This is a genomic window from Arthrobacter oryzae (assembly GCF_003634095.1).
Lineage (GTDB): Bacteria > Actinomycetota > Actinomycetes > Actinomycetales > Micrococcaceae > Arthrobacter > Arthrobacter oryzae.
Genome location: NZ_RBIR01000005.1, coordinates 61575 through 77173, shown reverse-complemented (window position 1 = coordinate 77173; position 15599 = coordinate 61575). Strand labels below are relative to the sequence as shown.

At 67.2% G+C, this 15599-nt stretch carries 15 protein-coding genes; 14 read left to right on the top strand and 1 reads right to left on the bottom strand.

The features are described from left to right. Positions 1-50 precede the first annotated feature (50 nt). Positions 51-1262: an ROK family transcriptional regulator gene (locus C8D78_RS12730; RefSeq protein WP_120954248.1), complete on the bottom strand. Its 1212-nt coding sequence runs from the start codon at positions 1260-1262 to the stop codon at positions 51-53. Between the two features lie 181 nt (positions 1263-1443). Between C8D78_RS12730 and C8D78_RS12725 the strand changes: the two genes are divergently transcribed. From C8D78_RS12725 to C8D78_RS12660, 14 genes are all read left to right on the top strand, one after another. After that, positions 1444-2553 carry a Gfo/Idh/MocA family protein gene (locus C8D78_RS12725; RefSeq protein ID WP_120954247.1) on the top strand — a complete coding sequence of 370 codons (1110 nt, stop codon included), beginning with the start codon at positions 1444-1446 and terminating at the stop codon, positions 2551-2553. Beyond that, positions 2550-3383 carry a hypothetical protein gene (locus C8D78_RS12720; protein WP_120954246.1) on the top strand — a complete coding sequence of 278 codons (834 nt, stop codon included), beginning with the start codon at positions 2550-2552 and terminating at the stop codon, positions 3381-3383. Before C8D78_RS12725 ends, C8D78_RS12720 begins: the two co-directional genes overlap by 4 nt. Before the next feature lie 87 nt (positions 3384-3470). Further along, the gene (locus C8D78_RS12715; protein ID WP_120954245.1) at positions 3471-4796 is read left to right on the top strand and encodes an ABC transporter substrate-binding protein; all 1326 of its coding nucleotides are present in this window, start codon (positions 3471-3473) and stop codon (positions 4794-4796) included. An 11-nt stretch (positions 4797-4807) separates the two neighbouring features. Then, complete coding sequence (locus tag C8D78_RS12710) at positions 4808-5767, top strand: carbohydrate ABC transporter permease (protein ID WP_120954244.1); 960 nt, start codon at positions 4808-4810, stop codon at positions 5765-5767. Beyond that, complete coding sequence (locus tag C8D78_RS12705) at positions 5767-6660, top strand: carbohydrate ABC transporter permease (RefSeq protein WP_120954243.1); 894 nt, start codon at positions 5767-5769, stop codon at positions 6658-6660. Before C8D78_RS12710 ends, C8D78_RS12705 begins: the two co-directional genes overlap by 1 nt. Before the next feature lie 81 nt (positions 6661-6741). Then, complete coding sequence (locus C8D78_RS12700; protein WP_120954242.1) at positions 6742-7497, top strand: sugar phosphate isomerase/epimerase family protein; 756 nt, start codon at positions 6742-6744, stop codon at positions 7495-7497. Then, positions 7494-8636, top strand: a complete 1143-nt coding sequence (locus C8D78_RS12695) for a Gfo/Idh/MocA family protein (protein WP_120954241.1) — start codon at positions 7494-7496, stop codon at positions 8634-8636. Before C8D78_RS12700 ends, C8D78_RS12695 begins: the two co-directional genes overlap by 4 nt. Before the next feature lie 9 nt (positions 8637-8645). Then, positions 8646-9839, top strand: coding sequence for a Gfo/Idh/MocA family protein (locus C8D78_RS12690; protein ID WP_120954240.1), 1194 nt, complete (start codon positions 8646-8648; stop codon positions 9837-9839). A 1-nt stretch (position 9840) separates the two neighbouring features. Then, positions 9841-10836 carry a sugar phosphate isomerase/epimerase family protein gene (locus C8D78_RS12685; RefSeq protein ID WP_120954239.1) on the top strand — a complete coding sequence of 332 codons (996 nt, stop codon included), beginning with the start codon at positions 9841-9843 and terminating at the stop codon, positions 10834-10836. 10 nt (positions 10837-10846) lie between these two features. After that, entirely contained in the window at positions 10847-11710 is an 864-nt protein-coding gene (locus C8D78_RS12680) for a 3-keto-disaccharide hydrolase (RefSeq protein ID WP_120954238.1), read from the top strand. Positions 11711-11712: 2 nt separating this feature from the next. Beyond that, positions 11713-12615 carry a TolB family protein gene (locus C8D78_RS12675; protein ID WP_120954237.1) on the top strand — a complete coding sequence of 301 codons (903 nt, stop codon included), beginning with the start codon at positions 11713-11715 and terminating at the stop codon, positions 12613-12615. After that, on the top strand, positions 12608-13642 hold the full coding sequence (locus C8D78_RS12670) for a Gfo/Idh/MocA family protein (protein WP_120954236.1): 1035 nt from the start codon (positions 12608-12610) through the stop codon (positions 13640-13642). Before C8D78_RS12675 ends, C8D78_RS12670 begins: the two co-directional genes overlap by 8 nt. Next, positions 13635-14117 carry a heme-degrading domain-containing protein gene (locus C8D78_RS12665; RefSeq protein WP_120954235.1) on the top strand — a complete coding sequence of 161 codons (483 nt, stop codon included), beginning with the start codon at positions 13635-13637 and terminating at the stop codon, positions 14115-14117. The genes C8D78_RS12670 and C8D78_RS12665 overlap by 8 nt, the downstream gene beginning before the upstream one ends. A gap of 313 nt (positions 14118-14430) precedes the next feature. Next, positions 14431-15534 (top strand): baeRF11 domain-containing protein, encoded by a 1104-nt coding sequence (locus C8D78_RS12660; protein WP_120954234.1) that lies wholly within the window; start codon positions 14431-14433, stop codon positions 15532-15534. Positions 15535-15599 lie beyond the last annotated feature (65 nt).

The window sequence follows — 15599 nt, the reverse complement described above, 5'->3', positions numbered from 1 at the left end:
GACTCCGCTTCCGCCGACACCGCATGAGTTGACGCTTCCGGTGGCACGCCCTAGCCCGTGGCCTGCAGGGTTGCCTCGATCACGGCGGGCGAGAGCACGTGCTGGGTGACCATCTGGCTGGCGCCGAGGATGGCCGCCTCCTCTCCGGCCTTGGACAGGCCGATCCGCAGGTGCGTCGTGGCCAGGGGCAGCGAGCGCCGGTAGACCACTTCACGGACCCCGGCCATGAGGTGCTCCCCGGCCTGGCCGAGGCTTCCGCCGATCACAATCACCGACGGGTTCAGGAGGTTCACAACGGTGGAGAGGACGTCGCCGAGGTCCCTGCCGGCCTGCCGCAGCGCCTGGATGGCCAGCCGGTTACCGTCTGCGACCAGGCGCAGGACATCGCCGCCGTCGCGCGCCGGCAGGCCTTGGTCCGTCAGCGCCTTGGCGACGGCGGGCCCGGACGCCAGGGCTTCCAGGCACCCGTAGTTGCCGCAGCGGCACAGCACGTCGTCCCCGCGCGGAACCCGGACGTGGCCGAGGTCGCCGGCCGTTCCGTTGGCCCCGCGCTGGAGCTGGCCGCTGCTGATGATGCCCGCACCGATGCCGGTGGCCACCTTGATGAACAGGAAATTCTCGTCTTCAGGCCAGTGCGCCGTGCGCTCGCCCAGCGCCATGATGTTCACGTCGTTGTCCACCAGGACCGGAACCGGGAGGGAACGCTGGACGTGGCGGACGACGTCGAACCCGTCCCAGCCGGGCATGATCGGCGGCTTCACCGGCATGCCCGTGGAGTGTTCCACAGGTCCGGGGAGGCCGATCCCGGCGCCGGCTAGGTCGGCCGTGCCGCGGCCGGCCTCGGCCAGCAGCTTCAGCCCTTCCTCGATCACGCGGTCCAGGACAACCACCGGACCGGCGGCGACATCTTGCACCTGCCGGCGCTCCGCCAGCACTTTCCCGTTGAGGTCCGTGACGGCGATCATCACGTGCGTGGCACCGACGTCCACCGCCAGGACCACGCGGGCGGCCGGGTTGAACGCAAAGCGGGACGGCGGCCTGCCGCCGCTGGAGCTTGCCTCCCCGGCGGGGCCAACGAGCCCGGAGCCCATCAGCGCGTCGATGCGGGAGGCGACGGTGGAGCGGGCGAGCCCGGTGGTCAGGGCGAGTTCGGCCCTGGTCCGGGCCTTGCCGTCGCGCAGGAGCTGGAAGAGGTCGCCGGCCCGGGACAGGCTGCCGCCGGACTCTGCGGCTGCGGGCTCTGTACCGGTGGGCGTACTCATGAGTAAGTGATAGCACGAACTGCTTCTGCCTGTCACGCTCCAAAAAGATTGGAACGAAGTTTTCAACTTTTGCTTGACGTTCGGCAAAAGTATCTCTAGCTTGGGGTGTGAGCCAGATCACCGGCCCGGACAGCCTGACTGCTCTGGACGGTTCGGGAACTACGAAGGGGTTTGAACGAACTTGTCCAGCCAAGACCACGCGGCACCGGCGCCGCTAGGAGTGGGGATCCTGGGGGCCGGCCCCGTCACACAGGCGATCCACCTGCCGTCCCTGGCCAGGCTGCGGGACATCCTGGAAGTCCGTCACATCATGGACGTCGACCCGGCCGTCGCCGAATCCGTGGCCGCACGGGTCGGGGCACGCTTCAGCAGCAGCATGGAAGAGCTGCTGGCCGACCCCGCCGTCGAGATCGTCGCAATCTGCAGCCCGCACCAGTTCCACGCCACCCAGGTGATTGCCGCCTGCCGCGCCGGCAAGAAGGCCGTTCTGTGCGAAAAGCCCTTCGCCATGAACGGCGAGGAAGCCGCGGCCATCGCCGCAGTCTCAGCCGAAACCGGGGTGCCGATCGTCGTCGGCGCCATGCACACCTTCGATCCCGGCTGGCTGGCCGCCGAATCCGCCTGGGGCACCCTGCCGGACCAGGTCCACACCATCCGGTCCTCGATCGTCCTGCCGCCCAACCCCCGCTTCGAGGACTTTGCCACCGAGATCGTGGGCCGCACTCCCCCGCCTGCCGCCGCGGCTGCCGGCACGCCCGCGGACGATGCCGCCGCTGACATTGCCGCGGCGAAGGCCACACTGACCGGCGGGATCATGGGCTTGGCCATTCACGACCTCCCCCTGGTCCGCCGGTTTGCCCCGGATTTCCGGGCCGTCGAGGTCCTGCACGCCCAGACCGTCCAGCCGTTCGGCTATGTCATCTCCCTGCGGGCGGGCGCCGTGGCGATCGAACTCCGCGCCGCCATGAACGGAACCTGGGAGCCGTCATGGACCTTCGAGGCCATCGGCGACGACGCGACGCTGTCCATCGACTTCACGCCGTCTTACGTCCAGGCGGGATCGGCCACGGCCAGGATCCGGACCGCCGGCAGCACAACCGTCCTCGGCCCCTACGGGCACAACGGCTACGAGGGCGAGTGGCGCAAACTCGCCGAACTCGCCCGCGGCACCGGAGCGGCCCCGGACCCGGACACCCTGATCCACGATCTGGAATTCGCCCTCGCGATCGCCGACGCCGCCGCCGCTTGCGTCGATGCCGGCGCCGCAGCCTACGAGGAGGCCCGCGCATGACAACGCCGCTCAGGACCAGGCCACTCGGGGTCCAGGCCGCCCCGGTCGCCGAACAGACGGGAGCCGTCGGCGCCGTCGTCGCTTCCCTGCCCGTCTCGTTCGCCCCGGCGGGCAGCCGGCCCGACGTCGTCGCACTCGCCGGCACTGCCGGCTGGACCGACGCCGCTACCGACGCGGTCAGCAGAGGTGTCCGGGGCGTCGTCGTCATTGACCCCGTCGCCGAAGACCCCTCGGCCCTGGCCGCGGCAGCAGCCGAGGCCGGCACCGCGGTGGTCCTTGACCAGGCCTGGGCCGGCAACCCCGTCCTCGAGGATTCCGTGGGCGCGGCACGGACCGCCGTCGCCGAGGCCCTGGCCGACGCCGTGCTGCTGGACTCCGTGGCGTGGGGCCGGCCCGGGACGGACCCGGAGGTACTGCTCACGCGGCATCTTGCAGCCGTCCTGGCCTGCGGCGTGGAACTGGCCGGCCTGCGCGTCATCCAGCGCAACGCCAACGGCTACACCGTGATCGGCAGCCTCCCCGGCGGGGCGCCGGCAGCCCTGCAGGGCATCACCAGCTCCTCAGTCCCGGCGACGGCCACCGTTTCCGTCCTCACCTTCACGGGCCGGGCGGACATCACCCTCCCCGATTCCTCTGCAGGCTGGCCGGCAGAGATCCGGTCCGTCACGTCGGCCGGAGCCACTGCATTTCCCACCATCTACGAATCCGCCCACCGGCACAGCTGGAGGCGGCTCCGCGCCGCCGTCGACTCCGGAACGCCGGCAGCCGACCTGGAACGGTTCGCCGCCCTGACCGCCCTTCTCGGGCAGCTCCACGACTCACCGCACTAACAGCACAGCCCGCAAGACCTTCCGCATCACCTCACTGTCGAGAAGACCGGCCGCGCCACTGCAGGCCGGCCATGAAAGGAAAACATCGTGACGATCAAGTCCTCTGTAGCCTCCACCGCATTCTCCCGCCGGGGATTCCTGGGCTTTGCCGCAGCTGCGGCCAGCGCCCCGCTCCTCGCCGCTTGCGGCGGCGGCTCCGCCTCCCAGTCCGGAGGCGGCAGCGGCGTCATCAAGTTCTGGGACATGCCGTGGGCCACTCCGGCCTACAACGACGCCGCCAAGAAGATCGCAGAGGGCTACGCGCCCGCCTCGGGCAACCTCAAGGCCAGCTACCAGACCATCCAGTGGGCGAACTTCTACCAGACGTTCTCCTCGGCCATCGCCTCCAAGACCGGACCGGCAGTGTCCACCGGCGGCGGCTTCCAGGCCTTCCAGTTCGAGCAGCAGGGCCAGATCGCCTACGCGGACAAGGTCGTCGACGAGCTGAAGAAGAACGGCCAGTTCAACGATTTCCTGCCCGGCGTCCTGGAGCCGTTCAAGACGGACAAGGGCTATGTTGCCGTCCCGTGGCAGTTGGACATCCGTCCGCTCTGGTACCGCAAGTCGCTGTTCGACCAGGCTGGCGTCGCGGTCCCCACCGACTGGGCATCCCTGCTTGAGGCCGGCAAGAAGTTCAAGAGCATGGGCGCCGTCGGCTTTGCCACGGGCTCCGGCGCCGGCAACAACATCGGCAACCACCTGATGATCATGATGATGCTCAACAACGGCGGCGGCGTGTTCACCCCCACCGGTGAGCTCGATGTCATGAACGACCGCAACGTCGAGGCCGTCGAATTCCTGCTGGAACTGGTCTCGAACGGCATCATCGACCCCGCCGCGGTCAGCTACACCTCGGACAACCTCAACGCCCAGTGGAAGAACAAGAAGGCCGCATACGGCATGTTGACGCTGGGGGTTCCCGAGCGTGTCGGTGACACCTCCGGCGACCTTGTGGTCGCCAGCCCCATCGCCGGCCCGCACGGAGACAAAGCCGCCCTGATTTTCCCGAACAACATCATGATGTACACCAACACCCCCTCCCAGGCGTCGTCCGAGGCCTTCCTGGTCGCCTACATGGGCCAGCTTAAGCAGCTCTGGCAGCAGAAGCTCATGAACGCGCTGCCGGTCTTCAAGTCCATCACCGAGCTTCCCGAGTTCACGTCCGATCCCAACAACGTCAAGATCGTCAAGGAGTACGTGCCGATCGCCAAGACGTTCGCCGCCCAGGGCACACAGCTCAATGCCAATCTTGCCGTCCTCGACGGCGGCCAGGCCCTGAATCAGTTCACCCAGACCATCCTGACCGGCAAGACCGATGCGAAGTCCGCGCTGCAGACGTTCCAGTCCGGGCTGCAATCGGTTCTGAAGAAGTAAGCGGCACCGCAATGGCATTGACCACAGCCCAGACCGGCCTGAACCGGGCCCGCCGGGGCGTCGCCCCCGGCGGGCCCGGCAAGCCCGCCAACCGCAAGAGCAAGCTCAGTTCGCAGACCCGCAAGACGTTCTTCTGGCTGCTGCTGCCCTCCATCGCCCTGGTGATCCTGATCAACGGCTACCCCCTCGTCTACGCCAGCATCCAGGCCACGCACAACGGCTCCCTCCTGGACACCGGCGAGTTCGTCGGCCTGGATAACTTCGCCACGGTCCTGGCCTCCGAGGCGTTCTGGAAAGCTGCCCGCTTCACGCTGGTCTTCACGATCGTCGGCGTCTTCGGCTCCTGGCTCCTGGGCCTTGGCCTGGCCCTGCTGCTGCGCACCAAAATCCCCGCCGGCGGCACCTTCAAGGTCCTGCTCCTGCTGCCGTGGGTGGTCCCGATCGTGGTGTCCTCCACCGCCTGGAACTGGCTGGTAGGCACACCGGACAGCCTCATCCCGAGCATCTTCCGGAACCTGGGTCTGGGCACGCCGCTCTTCCTCGCCGACCCGACCCTCGCCGCCATCACCGTCTGCATCTTCAAGGTCTGGGTCAGCTTCCCCTTCATGATGATGATGACCTCGGCGGCCCTGGCCTCCGTGGACACCACCGTCTACGAAGCGGCCAGCATGGACGGCGCCACCCGCTGGCAGCAGTTCAGCCAGATCACCCTGCCGCTGATCGCCCGGTCCACCTACATCAGCTGGATCCTCATGACGATCTTCTGCGTCAACGACTTCCCCACCATCTACCTGCTCACCGGCGGCGGCCCCGTGGACGCCACCACCTCCCTGGTGGTCCTGGCCTACCGGACCGTCTTCCAGGACTTCCAGACCGGACCCGGCGTCGCGATCGCCTTCCTCATGACCATCACCCTCGTGGTCATCTCGGTCATCCTGTACCGTCAGATCCGAAAGTCGAGCGTCGAATAATGAGCGCAGTCCTCCACGCCCACCCCGAATCCGGTCCCGCCATCGGAGTAGCTGGCACCGGCAAGCCCAACCGTGCCCTCTCCGAGGCCGGCCTGCGCGGCCGCTGGTGGCGGTTCACCGCCATCCTGGCCATCACCGCGATCATGCTCGTCCCGATCGTGGTGACCGTCCTCCTCGCGTTCACGCCCGGACCGAACAGCACCGCCACCGGCCTGACTTTCGAGAACATCAGCAACGTGTTCTCCAAAACCCTCGCCGCGACCTGGTTGCAGAACAGCCTCGTCACCACCCTTTCCACCGTGGTGGTATCGGTGGCCGTTGCCGCCCCCGCCGGCTACGTCCTCTCCCGCGGCCGGTCCAAAGCAGTCTCCGGCTATTCGCTGCTCCTCTTCGTCATGCAGTCCCTGCCCATCATCACCTCGGTGGTGCCGCTGTTCATCCTGTTCGCCGGCATGGGCCTCGTTGACAACCTGATGGGCCTGACCATCATCTACGTCGGCTCCACCATGACCGTGGCCACCTGGATGATGGCCGCCTACTTCGACTCCATCCCGATCAGCCTGGAAGAAGCCTCCTGGATCGACGGCTGCTCCGTTTTTGGCAGCTTCACCAAGGTGGTGCTGCGCAACTCCCTCCCGGGGGTGCTCTCCACCGCGATCTTCGCCTTCCTGCTTGCCTGGAACGACTACCTCGTGGCTATCGTGTTCCTACGCTCCAACGAAATCTTCACCCTGCCCATGGGCGTCCAGTCCTTCTTCCAGCAGAACCAGACCGACTGGTCCGGGGTCATGGCCCTGGCCGTGATCATGATGCTCCCGCCCATCATCGTCTTCGCCAGCTTGAACAAATACTTCAGCGTCGGCGGCATCGGCGGATCCCTCGCCGGCCGCTAACGCCCCAACCCCGACGCCGGCCGGCTGACCGCCGGCCCGCCCACCTCCTTGAGAACAACCGACTCCCCGCAAAGGAACGCAATGTCCTACTCAATCCAGCTGTACACGCTCCGCAACGCCCTGCAGGACGACCTGCCCGGCACCATCAAGAAGGTCGCCGAGCTCGGCTTCACCCAGGTGGAGCCCTACAACTTCGTCGCCACGGCCGCCGAGCTGGGCGCGGCCCTGAAGGAAAACGGCCTGACCGCCCCGTCCGGCCACGCCCCGCTGCTGAGCCAGGACCAGGACGAGATCTTCGCCGCGGCCAAGGAACTGGGCATCAGCACCGTGATCGACCCCTACCTCCCGGCCGAGCACTGGCAGTCCGCCGAGGACATCCGGGCCACTGCAGCGACGCTCAATGCCGCCGCCAAGAAGGGCGCCGGGTACGGGATCCGCGTCGGCTACCACAACCACGCCTGGGAGCTGGAGTCCAGCATCGAGGGCCAGACAGCGCTGGAGTACTTCGCAGGACTGCTGGACCCGGAACTCGTCCTGGAAGTGGACACCTACTGGGCCGCCGTGGGCGGCCAGGACCCGGTGGCCCTGCTTGAGCGCCTCGGCGAGCGGGTGAAGTTCATCCACATCAAGGACGGCCCCGTCTCCACGGACACTAAGGCCCAGCAGCCGGCCGGACAGGGCAAGATTCCCGTGTGGGACGTCATCAACGCGGCGCAGTCCCTCGAAGTCGGCGTCGTGGAATTCGACGACTACTCCGGCGACATCTTCGACGGCATCGCCCAGAGCCTCGGCTTCCTGCAGCGCGGTTCCGCCAGCGCACAGGGCGTGAACGCATGAGCGCCGCAGCAAACCAGGCCTCCGCAAACCAGGCCTCGGGGCGCGGCCCGGTGGGCGTCGCCGTCATCGGCGCCGGCAACATCAGCAAGCAGTACCTGGACAACCTGACCGTCTTCCCCGACCTCAAGGTCCATGTCATCGCCGACCTCTTCGAGGACGCCGCCGAGGCGCGCGCCAAGGAATACGGCATCCCCGAATGGGGCGGCGTGGACGCCGCCCTGAACCACCCCGACGTCGAGATCATCGTGAACCTGACCATCCCGGCCGCGCACGTGGAGGTGGCCACGGCCGCCGTCAACGCCGGCAAGCACGTCTGGACGGAGAAGCCGTTCTCGCTGGACCGCGAATCGGGCCTGGGCCTGCTCAAGGCCGCCGACGCCGCGGGGCTGCGGCTGGGCACCGCCCCGGACACGTTCCTGGGGGCCGGGCTGCAGACCGCGCGGCGCCTGATCGAACGCGGCGACATCGGCACCCCGCTGACCGCCATGACCACGTTCCAGACCCCCGGGCCGGAATCCTGGCACCCCAACCCCGCATTCCTGTTCCAGTACGGCGCCGGACCCCTGTTCGACATCGGCCCCTACTACCTAACCGCCCTGGTCCAGACCTTCGGGTCCGTGCGCCGCGTCGCCGCCACCGGGTCCAAGGCCAAGGAAGTCCGGGTGATCGGCTCCGGGCCCAGGGCCGGCGAGAAGTTCGACGTCGAGGTCCCCACCCACGTCTCCGCGATGGCCCAGTTCGAGTCCGGCGCGTCCTCCCACAGCGTCTTTTCCTTCGAGTCACCGCGACAGCGGATGGGCTTCCTGGAGATCACCGGCACCGAGGCCACCATCTCCCTGCCGGATCCGAACTACTTCGACGGGGACATCAAGCTCTGGCACGCCGGCGACGAGGAATGGACGGTCATCCCCGCCACCGGCCCCAGCCAGGGCCGCGGCATGGGCGTGCTGGACATGGCACGCTCCATCCGCGCCGGGGTCCCGCACCGCGCCACCGGCAACCTCGCCTACCACGTCCTGGACACCATGGTCTCGATCTCCGAGTCCGTGGAATCGGGAACCTTCGTGGACGTCGACAGCTCCGCCCCCGCCTCCGCAGCCCTCCCCGAGGACTGGGACCCCACCGCTTCCACCCTCTAGGAACCAGCAATGAACCCCCACGAAACCACCCCCGGCCAGTCCCCGTTGGGCGTGGCCATGATCGGGTACGCGTTCATGGGCAAGGCCCACTCGAATGCCTGGCGGAACGTGGCCGGCTACTTCGACGTCCCGGCCTTTGAACGGCGCGTCCTGGTCGGCCGCGACCCCGCCGGGGTCGCCGAGGCGGCCGCGAAATATGGCTGGGCCGAGTCCTCCACCGACTGGCGCGAAGTGATCGCCCGCGATGACATCCAGATCGTCGACATCTGCGCGCCGGGCTGGATGCACGCGGAAATCGCCATCGCGGCGCTGGCCGCGGGCAAGCACGTCCTCGTCGAAAAGCCGTTGGCGAACACCCTGGCCGAGGCAGAAGCCATGGCCGAGGCCGCCCGCTCCGCCCGTACCCAGGGCGTGCAGTCCATGATCGGCTTCAACTACCGCCGGGTGCCGGCCCTGGCGCTGGCGAAGGAACTGATCGCGGAGGGCCGCCTCGGCACCGTCCGGCACGTCCGCGCCGCCTACCTGCAGGACTGGCTCGTGGACCCGGACTCGCCCATGACCTGGCGGCTGAACAAGGAAACCGCCGGGTCCGGGGCGCTGGGCGACATCGCCTCCCACGCGATCGACCAGGTGCTGTTCCTCCTCGGCGACCAGGTCACCGAGGTCTCCGGCCGGCTGCACACCTTCACCCCGCAGCGCCCCGGCGCTGCCGGGCTGGAGGACGTGACGGTCGACGACGCCGCCTGGGCCACGCTCACCCTCGCCTCCGGGGCCATCGCCTCCGTGGAGGTTTCCCGGGTGGCCACGGGCCAGAAGAACTCGCTCAAGCTGGAGATTTACGGCGACAAAGGAGCCCTGCTGTTCGATCTCGAGGACCTCAACGAGCTCGGCTTCCTCGACACCACCCTGCCCGTCCGGGAACAGGGCTTCCGCCGGATCCTGGTCAACGAACCCGAGCACCCCTACATGGCTGCCTGGTGGCCGCAGGGGCACGTGATCGGCTGGGAGCATTCGTTCACGCACGAGATCCGCGACTTCCTCGTCGCGGTGGGCAACGGCACCCAGCCCTCGCCGTCGTTCGAGGACGGACTGACCGTCCAGCGGATCCTGGCCGCCGTGGAAGAAAGCGCCGCGGCCAAAAGCTCACTCATCCAGCTCACCCCGTCCCCCCGGACCACCCACACGAATACCGAAGGATCCTGACATGCCCCGCCCGTACACCCTGTTCACCGGCCAGTGGGCCGACCTGCCCTTCGAGGAAGTCGCCCGCCTGGCCTCCGGCTGGGGCTACGACGGCCTGGAAATCGCTGTCTCCGGCGACCACCTGGACGCCTGGCGCTGGGACGAGCCCGGCTACGTCGAGTCCAAGCTCGCAGTGCTGGAAAAATACAACCTCAAGGTCTGGGCCATCTCCAACCACCTCAAGGGCCAGGCCGTGTGCGATGACCCGATCGACTTCCGGCACGAGGCGATCGTCGGGGCGCGCGTGTGGGGCGACGGCGAGCCTGAGGGCGTCCGTCAGCGCGCCGCCGAGGAAATGAAACACACCGCCCGGCTCGCCAAAGCCCTCGGCGTGGACACCGTCGTCGGGTTCACCGGATCCTCCATCTGGCAGTACGTCGCGATGTTCCCGCCCGTCCCGGAGAAGGTCATCGAGGCCGGCTACCAGGACTTCGCCGACCGCTGGAACCCCATCCTGGACGTCTTCGACGAATGCGGCGTCCGCTTCGCCCACGAGGTCCACCCCTCCGAGATCGCCTACGACTACTGGACCACCGTCCGCACCCTCGAGGCGATCGGGCACCGCGAGGCGTTCGGCCTTAACTGGGACCCGTCGCACTTCATGTGGCAGGGCATCGACCCCGTCTCGTTCATCTGGGACTTCAAGGACCGGATCTACCACGTGGACTGCAAGGACACCAAGCTCCGCCCCACCGGCCGGAACACCGTCATGGGCTCGCACCTGCCCTGGGGCGACCCGCGCCGCGGCTGGGACTTCGTCTCCGCCGGCCGCGGCGACGTGCCCTGGGAATCATCCTTCCGGGCGCTCACCGCGATCGGCTACGACGGCCCCATCTCCGTCGAATGGGAGGACGCGGGCATGGACCGGCTCCACGGCGCCCCCGAGGCCCTCGCCGCGCTCAAGAAGTTCGACTTCCCGGCCTCGAACACCTCCTTCGACGCAGCCTTCAAGCAGTAAGGGAAAGTTCATGTCAGGCATTGAAACGCCCGACGGCGGCGACCGTTTTGTCCCGCTGTTCGACGGCACCACATTGGCTGGCTGGCGATCGGTACCCCGCGTCTATGGCACCGAGTATCCGGGCGGTCCGGCCCTCTCGGAACGCTTTGCCGCCCTGGGTTTAACCCCGCCCGTGGAACCCGAAAAGCACCCGGCCCGGTGGTTTGTGGAAGACGGCATCCTGGTCGGCGAGCAGGACTCCCCCGGCAGCGGTTACGGCGGCTACCTGGTGAGCGAGCAGGCATTCGGCGACTTCGAACTCGTGCTGGAAATGCGTCCCGACTGGCCGGCAGACACCGGCGTAATGATCCGGCGCCGGCCGGATACCTGGGAAGGCTTCCAGGTCTTGGTGGACCACCGTCCCTCCGGCGGTATCGGCGGGTTCTTCGGCAACGGGCTGGCAAGCTTCTCCGCCGTACCCTTCGCCGTCAACGTGGCCCTGGACCCTGACGGGCGACCCACGGGTTTGATTGCGGACAACCCGGCCACGTCGGTGGAACCCGTCACGGAAGAAAAGCGTGCCCGCCTGAAGCACGCCGCCGACGTCGAGGACTTCCTCAACGTCTGGCGCTGGGACGACTGGAACGAACTCCGCATCCGCTGCGTCGGCGCCCTGCCGGTCATCACCACCTGGGTCAACGGCCTCAAGATCGCCGAACTGGACACCGCTACGCTGGACTCACCGAACTACAACCCGGCGGATGTCCTGGGTGTTCTCGGAGAGCGCGGGCACATCGCCTTGGAAGTCCACGACAACGACTCCGTGTTCGGCGAGGCCCGCTGGGGCAAGGGCGCGCAGTGCCGGTGGCGGAACATCCGGATCAAGGAACTCTGAGCATGCTGCGTACCCTTCAGCCCGGCCAGCGCTGCGAGGTCTGGATAGCGTCCGTCACAGGCGAATCCGAACTTGTCTACAGCACCGACGAGCTCCTCCTCGAAGCGCCCAACTGGACCCTTGACGGCTCCGCCCTCATTCTGAACGGGGACGGGAAGCTGTGGCGGTTTGAGTTGCCCGGCCGGACCATCAGCCAGGTCCCACTGACCGGCATTCCCGAACTCAACAACGACCACGTCCTGGCGCCCGACGGCACCGGCATATTCCTCTCGGCGAACGACGGCCACATCTACCGGGCAGCTTTGAGTGGAGGTCCGGCGGAGCGGATCACCGACGCCGATGGCTCCTTCCACTTCCTGCACGGCGTCAGCCCGGATGGATCCCAGCTGGCATACGTCGGCATCGAAGCCGGAGACTTTACGCAGCCGGGCCGGCTCAGGACCATACCGTCCGACGGCGGCGCTACCGCCGGCGTCGATGTGGGCCCCCGCCATTGCGACGGACCGGAATACTCTCCCGACGGAAAGTGGCTCTACCTCAACACGGAGTCCTTCAGCTCTCTCCCCGGCCACGCCCAGCTTGCCCGAGTGCAGGTTGACGGAAGGGATTTCGAGCGCCTCCTCGAGAGCGGCACCGTCGACTGGTTCCCCCATCTCTCCCCCGATGGCCAACTGGCCGGCTACATCCGTTTCCCCGCAGGCACGGAGGGCCACCCCGCGGACCTGCCGGTCGCCGTCGTGCTTGTCTCCACCAGCGACTGGACCACACCGCTTCACACCTGGCCCCTATTCGGCGGCCAAGGAACCCTCAACGTTAATAGTTGGTCTCCGGATTCCAAGCACTTTGCGTTTGTGGCTTACCCGCTGGCCACCACCGACTCACCAAAGGACCAAGCACGTGACTAATCAACCCACCGGCACCTCCGACGGCCGCATCCGCTGGGGAATCCTCGGCACCGGATTCATCGCGGGGCTGCAAACGCGGGACCTGATCCAGAACGGCTTCACCGTCCAGGCCGTCGGCTCCCGGACCCTGGATTCGAGCCAGGCGTTCGCTGAAGAGTACGGTGTGGCAACCGCGCATGGCAGCTATGAGGACTTGGTGGCAGACCCGCTGGTTGACGTGGTCTACATCGCCACGCCGCACCCGTTCCACCGCGCCAATGCCTTGTTGGCCTTGAATGCCGGCAAGCATGTGCTGGTGGAGAAGTCGTTCACCATGAACGCCCGCGAAGCCCAGGACATTGTCGACCTCGCGGAATCCAAAGGGCTCGTGGCGCTGGAAGCCATGTGGTCGCGATTCCTCCCGCACATGATCCGCATCCGCGAAGTCATCGAGGAAGGCACCATCGGCGAGGTCCGGAAGGTGGTCGCCAGCCACAACCAGAGCCTGCCCAAGGACCCTGCCCACCGGCTGAACGATCCTGCGCTCGGCGGCGGAGCGCTGCTGGACCTTGGCATCTACCCGGTCTCCTTTGCGTTCGACATCCTAGGCACGCCGGAGACCATTCGCGCCAGTGCGTCCATGACCGCTACCGGGGTAGACCGGCAGACCGCAGCCATCTTTGACTATGTTGGCGGTCAGCAGGCCATTGTGGACTGCGAACTGGACGCCGCCAGCGCCAACCGGGCTATGGTCATCGGGACCGAAGGGTGGATCGATATCGAATCCACTTGGTACAACCCCACGCCCTTCACAGTTCATGCCATGGATGGCAGCGTTGTTGAACGCTATGAGCAGCCTGTCAACAGCCGCGGTATGCAGTACCAGGCCGCCGAACTGGAACGACTGGTCAGGGAAGGCGTAACCGCCGGCACCATCCTTCCGCCCCGCGAATCAGTAGCCGTCATGGCAGCAATGGACGAAATCCGACGCCAGATCGGTCTCAGCTACGACGCCGACTCCACACCGGACGAGACTTTCCATGGCTGAGACCGGCTCACCGCGGATCGCCGAACTGCGCCGGCACGAGGAAGAACTCGTCTTCCCGGGCTTTGATCACCACGATGCCTGGCGCCTCGGCTCGCTCATCGCCAACCGCGCCATCGTCGCGGGCCATTCCGTAGCCATCGATATACGGCGGCACAACCTGGTCCTCTTTCGCTGTGTCCTGCCCGGAGCCACCGCCGACCAAGAGGAATGGATCCGCCGCAAGGCGGCCACGACGCTCCGCTTTGAACGCAGCACAGCCCTGCTCGCCGAGGAGTTCGCGTCCAAGGACTACGACCCCACGCAGGGCGGATGGCTGGCCCCGGCGGACTACACGCTGGCAGGCGGATCCTTCCCCGTGCGGGTTCGGAACGCCGGCGTCGTCGCCGCCGTGACGGCATCCGGGCTGTCCTCCGACGACGACCACCGGCTGGTGGTCGAGGCCATCAGGCATCATCTCCAGGCGACCGCCGGCTAAGAAATGCTGTCCATGTGTTGGCCTGAGATATGTGCCCCAGCCACCACCTGCACGCACTCCCGGAGTGCCACGTGACCGGGACAATCCGCACCGCTGCGGTCCACTAGGGGGCTGGCCGAACTGGCTACCGGCGCCGAACTCCTCCGTACTGCAAGTTCCGCCGACTGTTGACACGGGACTCCGCGGGGTCCGATGCTGAGCTGATCCGGTATCGCTGACCCTCGGTCCGGCTCTGCGCATCGAGCAGGTGCAGGTGCAGGAAAATCCCCTCCTCGTGGGACCCAGCGGAGAGATAGCAAAAAGGAGCACCCCCATGCACATCGATATGCCGACCCGGGACGACGTGGAACGGCTGGCCGCCGCGCGCGATCCACACAGCGTCACCGTGTATCTTTCGACGAGCAGCGTCCCGGCCCATTCGGAGGACAACCAGTCCAGAGCCCGGTCCTTGTTCAGTTCCGCCGTCGAACAGCTCCGCCAAGGGGGAAACAACGACGCAGTGGCCGCAATGGAAATGTTCCTCGACGAGCTGCTGGGTTCCCCGGAATTCTGGTTTGACATGGGGCGAAGCGTGGCCATCTTCGTGACCCCGACATCAATTCTTGAGTTCCGTTTGCCCAACGATCTCGAGGACCACGTGAGCGTGTCCGACCGATTCGCCATCACCCCGCTGCTTCGCGCCCTCACCTTCCCGAACGCGGCGCTCGTGCTCGCAATCTCACAGAACGGGGCGCGGCTCATTGAGGTCACGGCGGACCGGCCGGCAGAGGAGATCACGGTGCCGGGCATGCCCCGGGATGCAGCGAGTGCCGTCGGGCTCGAATCGATCGGCGGCCGCTCCCCATCTGGCCGGCTGCAGGGCGACGAGGGACGAAAGGTGCGGCTGACCCAATATGCCCGTTCCGTCGACCACGCGCTTCGCCCACTTCTAAACGGGCATTCCCTCCCGCTGGTGATCGCTGCGACGGAACCACTCACCAGCATCTACCGCAACCTCACGGGCTATGCACACCTCGCGCCCGAAGTCATCGAGGGAAACCCCGACGAACTGACACCGGCCCAACTGGCGGAAGCAACGCGTGGTGTGCTCGACCGGATCTACGCGGCCGATCTTGTTGCTCTCCAATCGACGTTTGAGGAGCGTCGTTCCAACGGCCGTGGCACGAGCGACCTCAGCGACCTGGCGCGGGCCGCCGCCTTCGGCGCCATTGCGACACTCGCCGTGGACATGGATGCACAAGTCAACGGTGCTGTCGGAGACGACGGCGCGCTCACCCTCGACGGGGACGCCGGGCAGGACGTGGTCGAGGAAATCGCTCGCCGGGCCCTCGGCGCGGGCGCCCGGGTCCTGGCCCTGCGCCGCTCCGATCTGCCGGGAAATGTGGAGGCCGTCGGAATCCTTCGCTACGCCATCTGATATGTAGTCCTGCCCGGCAAACCAGGCCGGTCGTCATTGATGCCCGGGCTCCGCTTCGGACTAGG

Coding starts and splice junctions, on each gene's coding strand:
- C8D78_RS12730 (WP_120954248.1), bottom strand. CDS start 1,262: ATGAGTACGCCCACCGGTACAGAGCCCGCAGCCGCAGAGTCCGGCGGC.
- C8D78_RS12720 (WP_120954246.1), top strand. CDS start 2,550: ATGACAACGCCGCTCAGGACCAGGCCACTCGGGGTCCAGGCCGCCCCG.
- C8D78_RS12710 (WP_120954244.1), top strand. CDS start 4,808: ATGGCATTGACCACAGCCCAGACCGGCCTGAACCGGGCCCGCCGGGGC.
- C8D78_RS12705 (WP_120954243.1), top strand. CDS start 5,767: ATGAGCGCAGTCCTCCACGCCCACCCCGAATCCGGTCCCGCCATCGGA.
- C8D78_RS12700 (WP_120954242.1), top strand. CDS start 6,742: ATGTCCTACTCAATCCAGCTGTACACGCTCCGCAACGCCCTGCAGGAC.
- C8D78_RS12695 (WP_120954241.1), top strand. CDS start 7,494: ATGAGCGCCGCAGCAAACCAGGCCTCCGCAAACCAGGCCTCGGGGCGC.
- C8D78_RS12690 (WP_120954240.1), top strand. CDS start 8,646: ATGAACCCCCACGAAACCACCCCCGGCCAGTCCCCGTTGGGCGTGGCC.
- C8D78_RS12685 (WP_120954239.1), top strand. CDS start 9,841: ATGCCCCGCCCGTACACCCTGTTCACCGGCCAGTGGGCCGACCTGCCC.
- C8D78_RS12680 (WP_120954238.1), top strand. CDS start 10,847: ATGTCAGGCATTGAAACGCCCGACGGCGGCGACCGTTTTGTCCCGCTG.
- C8D78_RS12675 (WP_120954237.1), top strand. CDS start 11,713: ATGCTGCGTACCCTTCAGCCCGGCCAGCGCTGCGAGGTCTGGATAGCG.
- C8D78_RS12665 (WP_120954235.1), top strand. CDS start 13,635: ATGGCTGAGACCGGCTCACCGCGGATCGCCGAACTGCGCCGGCACGAG.
- C8D78_RS12660 (WP_120954234.1), top strand. CDS start 14,431: ATGCACATCGATATGCCGACCCGGGACGACGTGGAACGGCTGGCCGCC.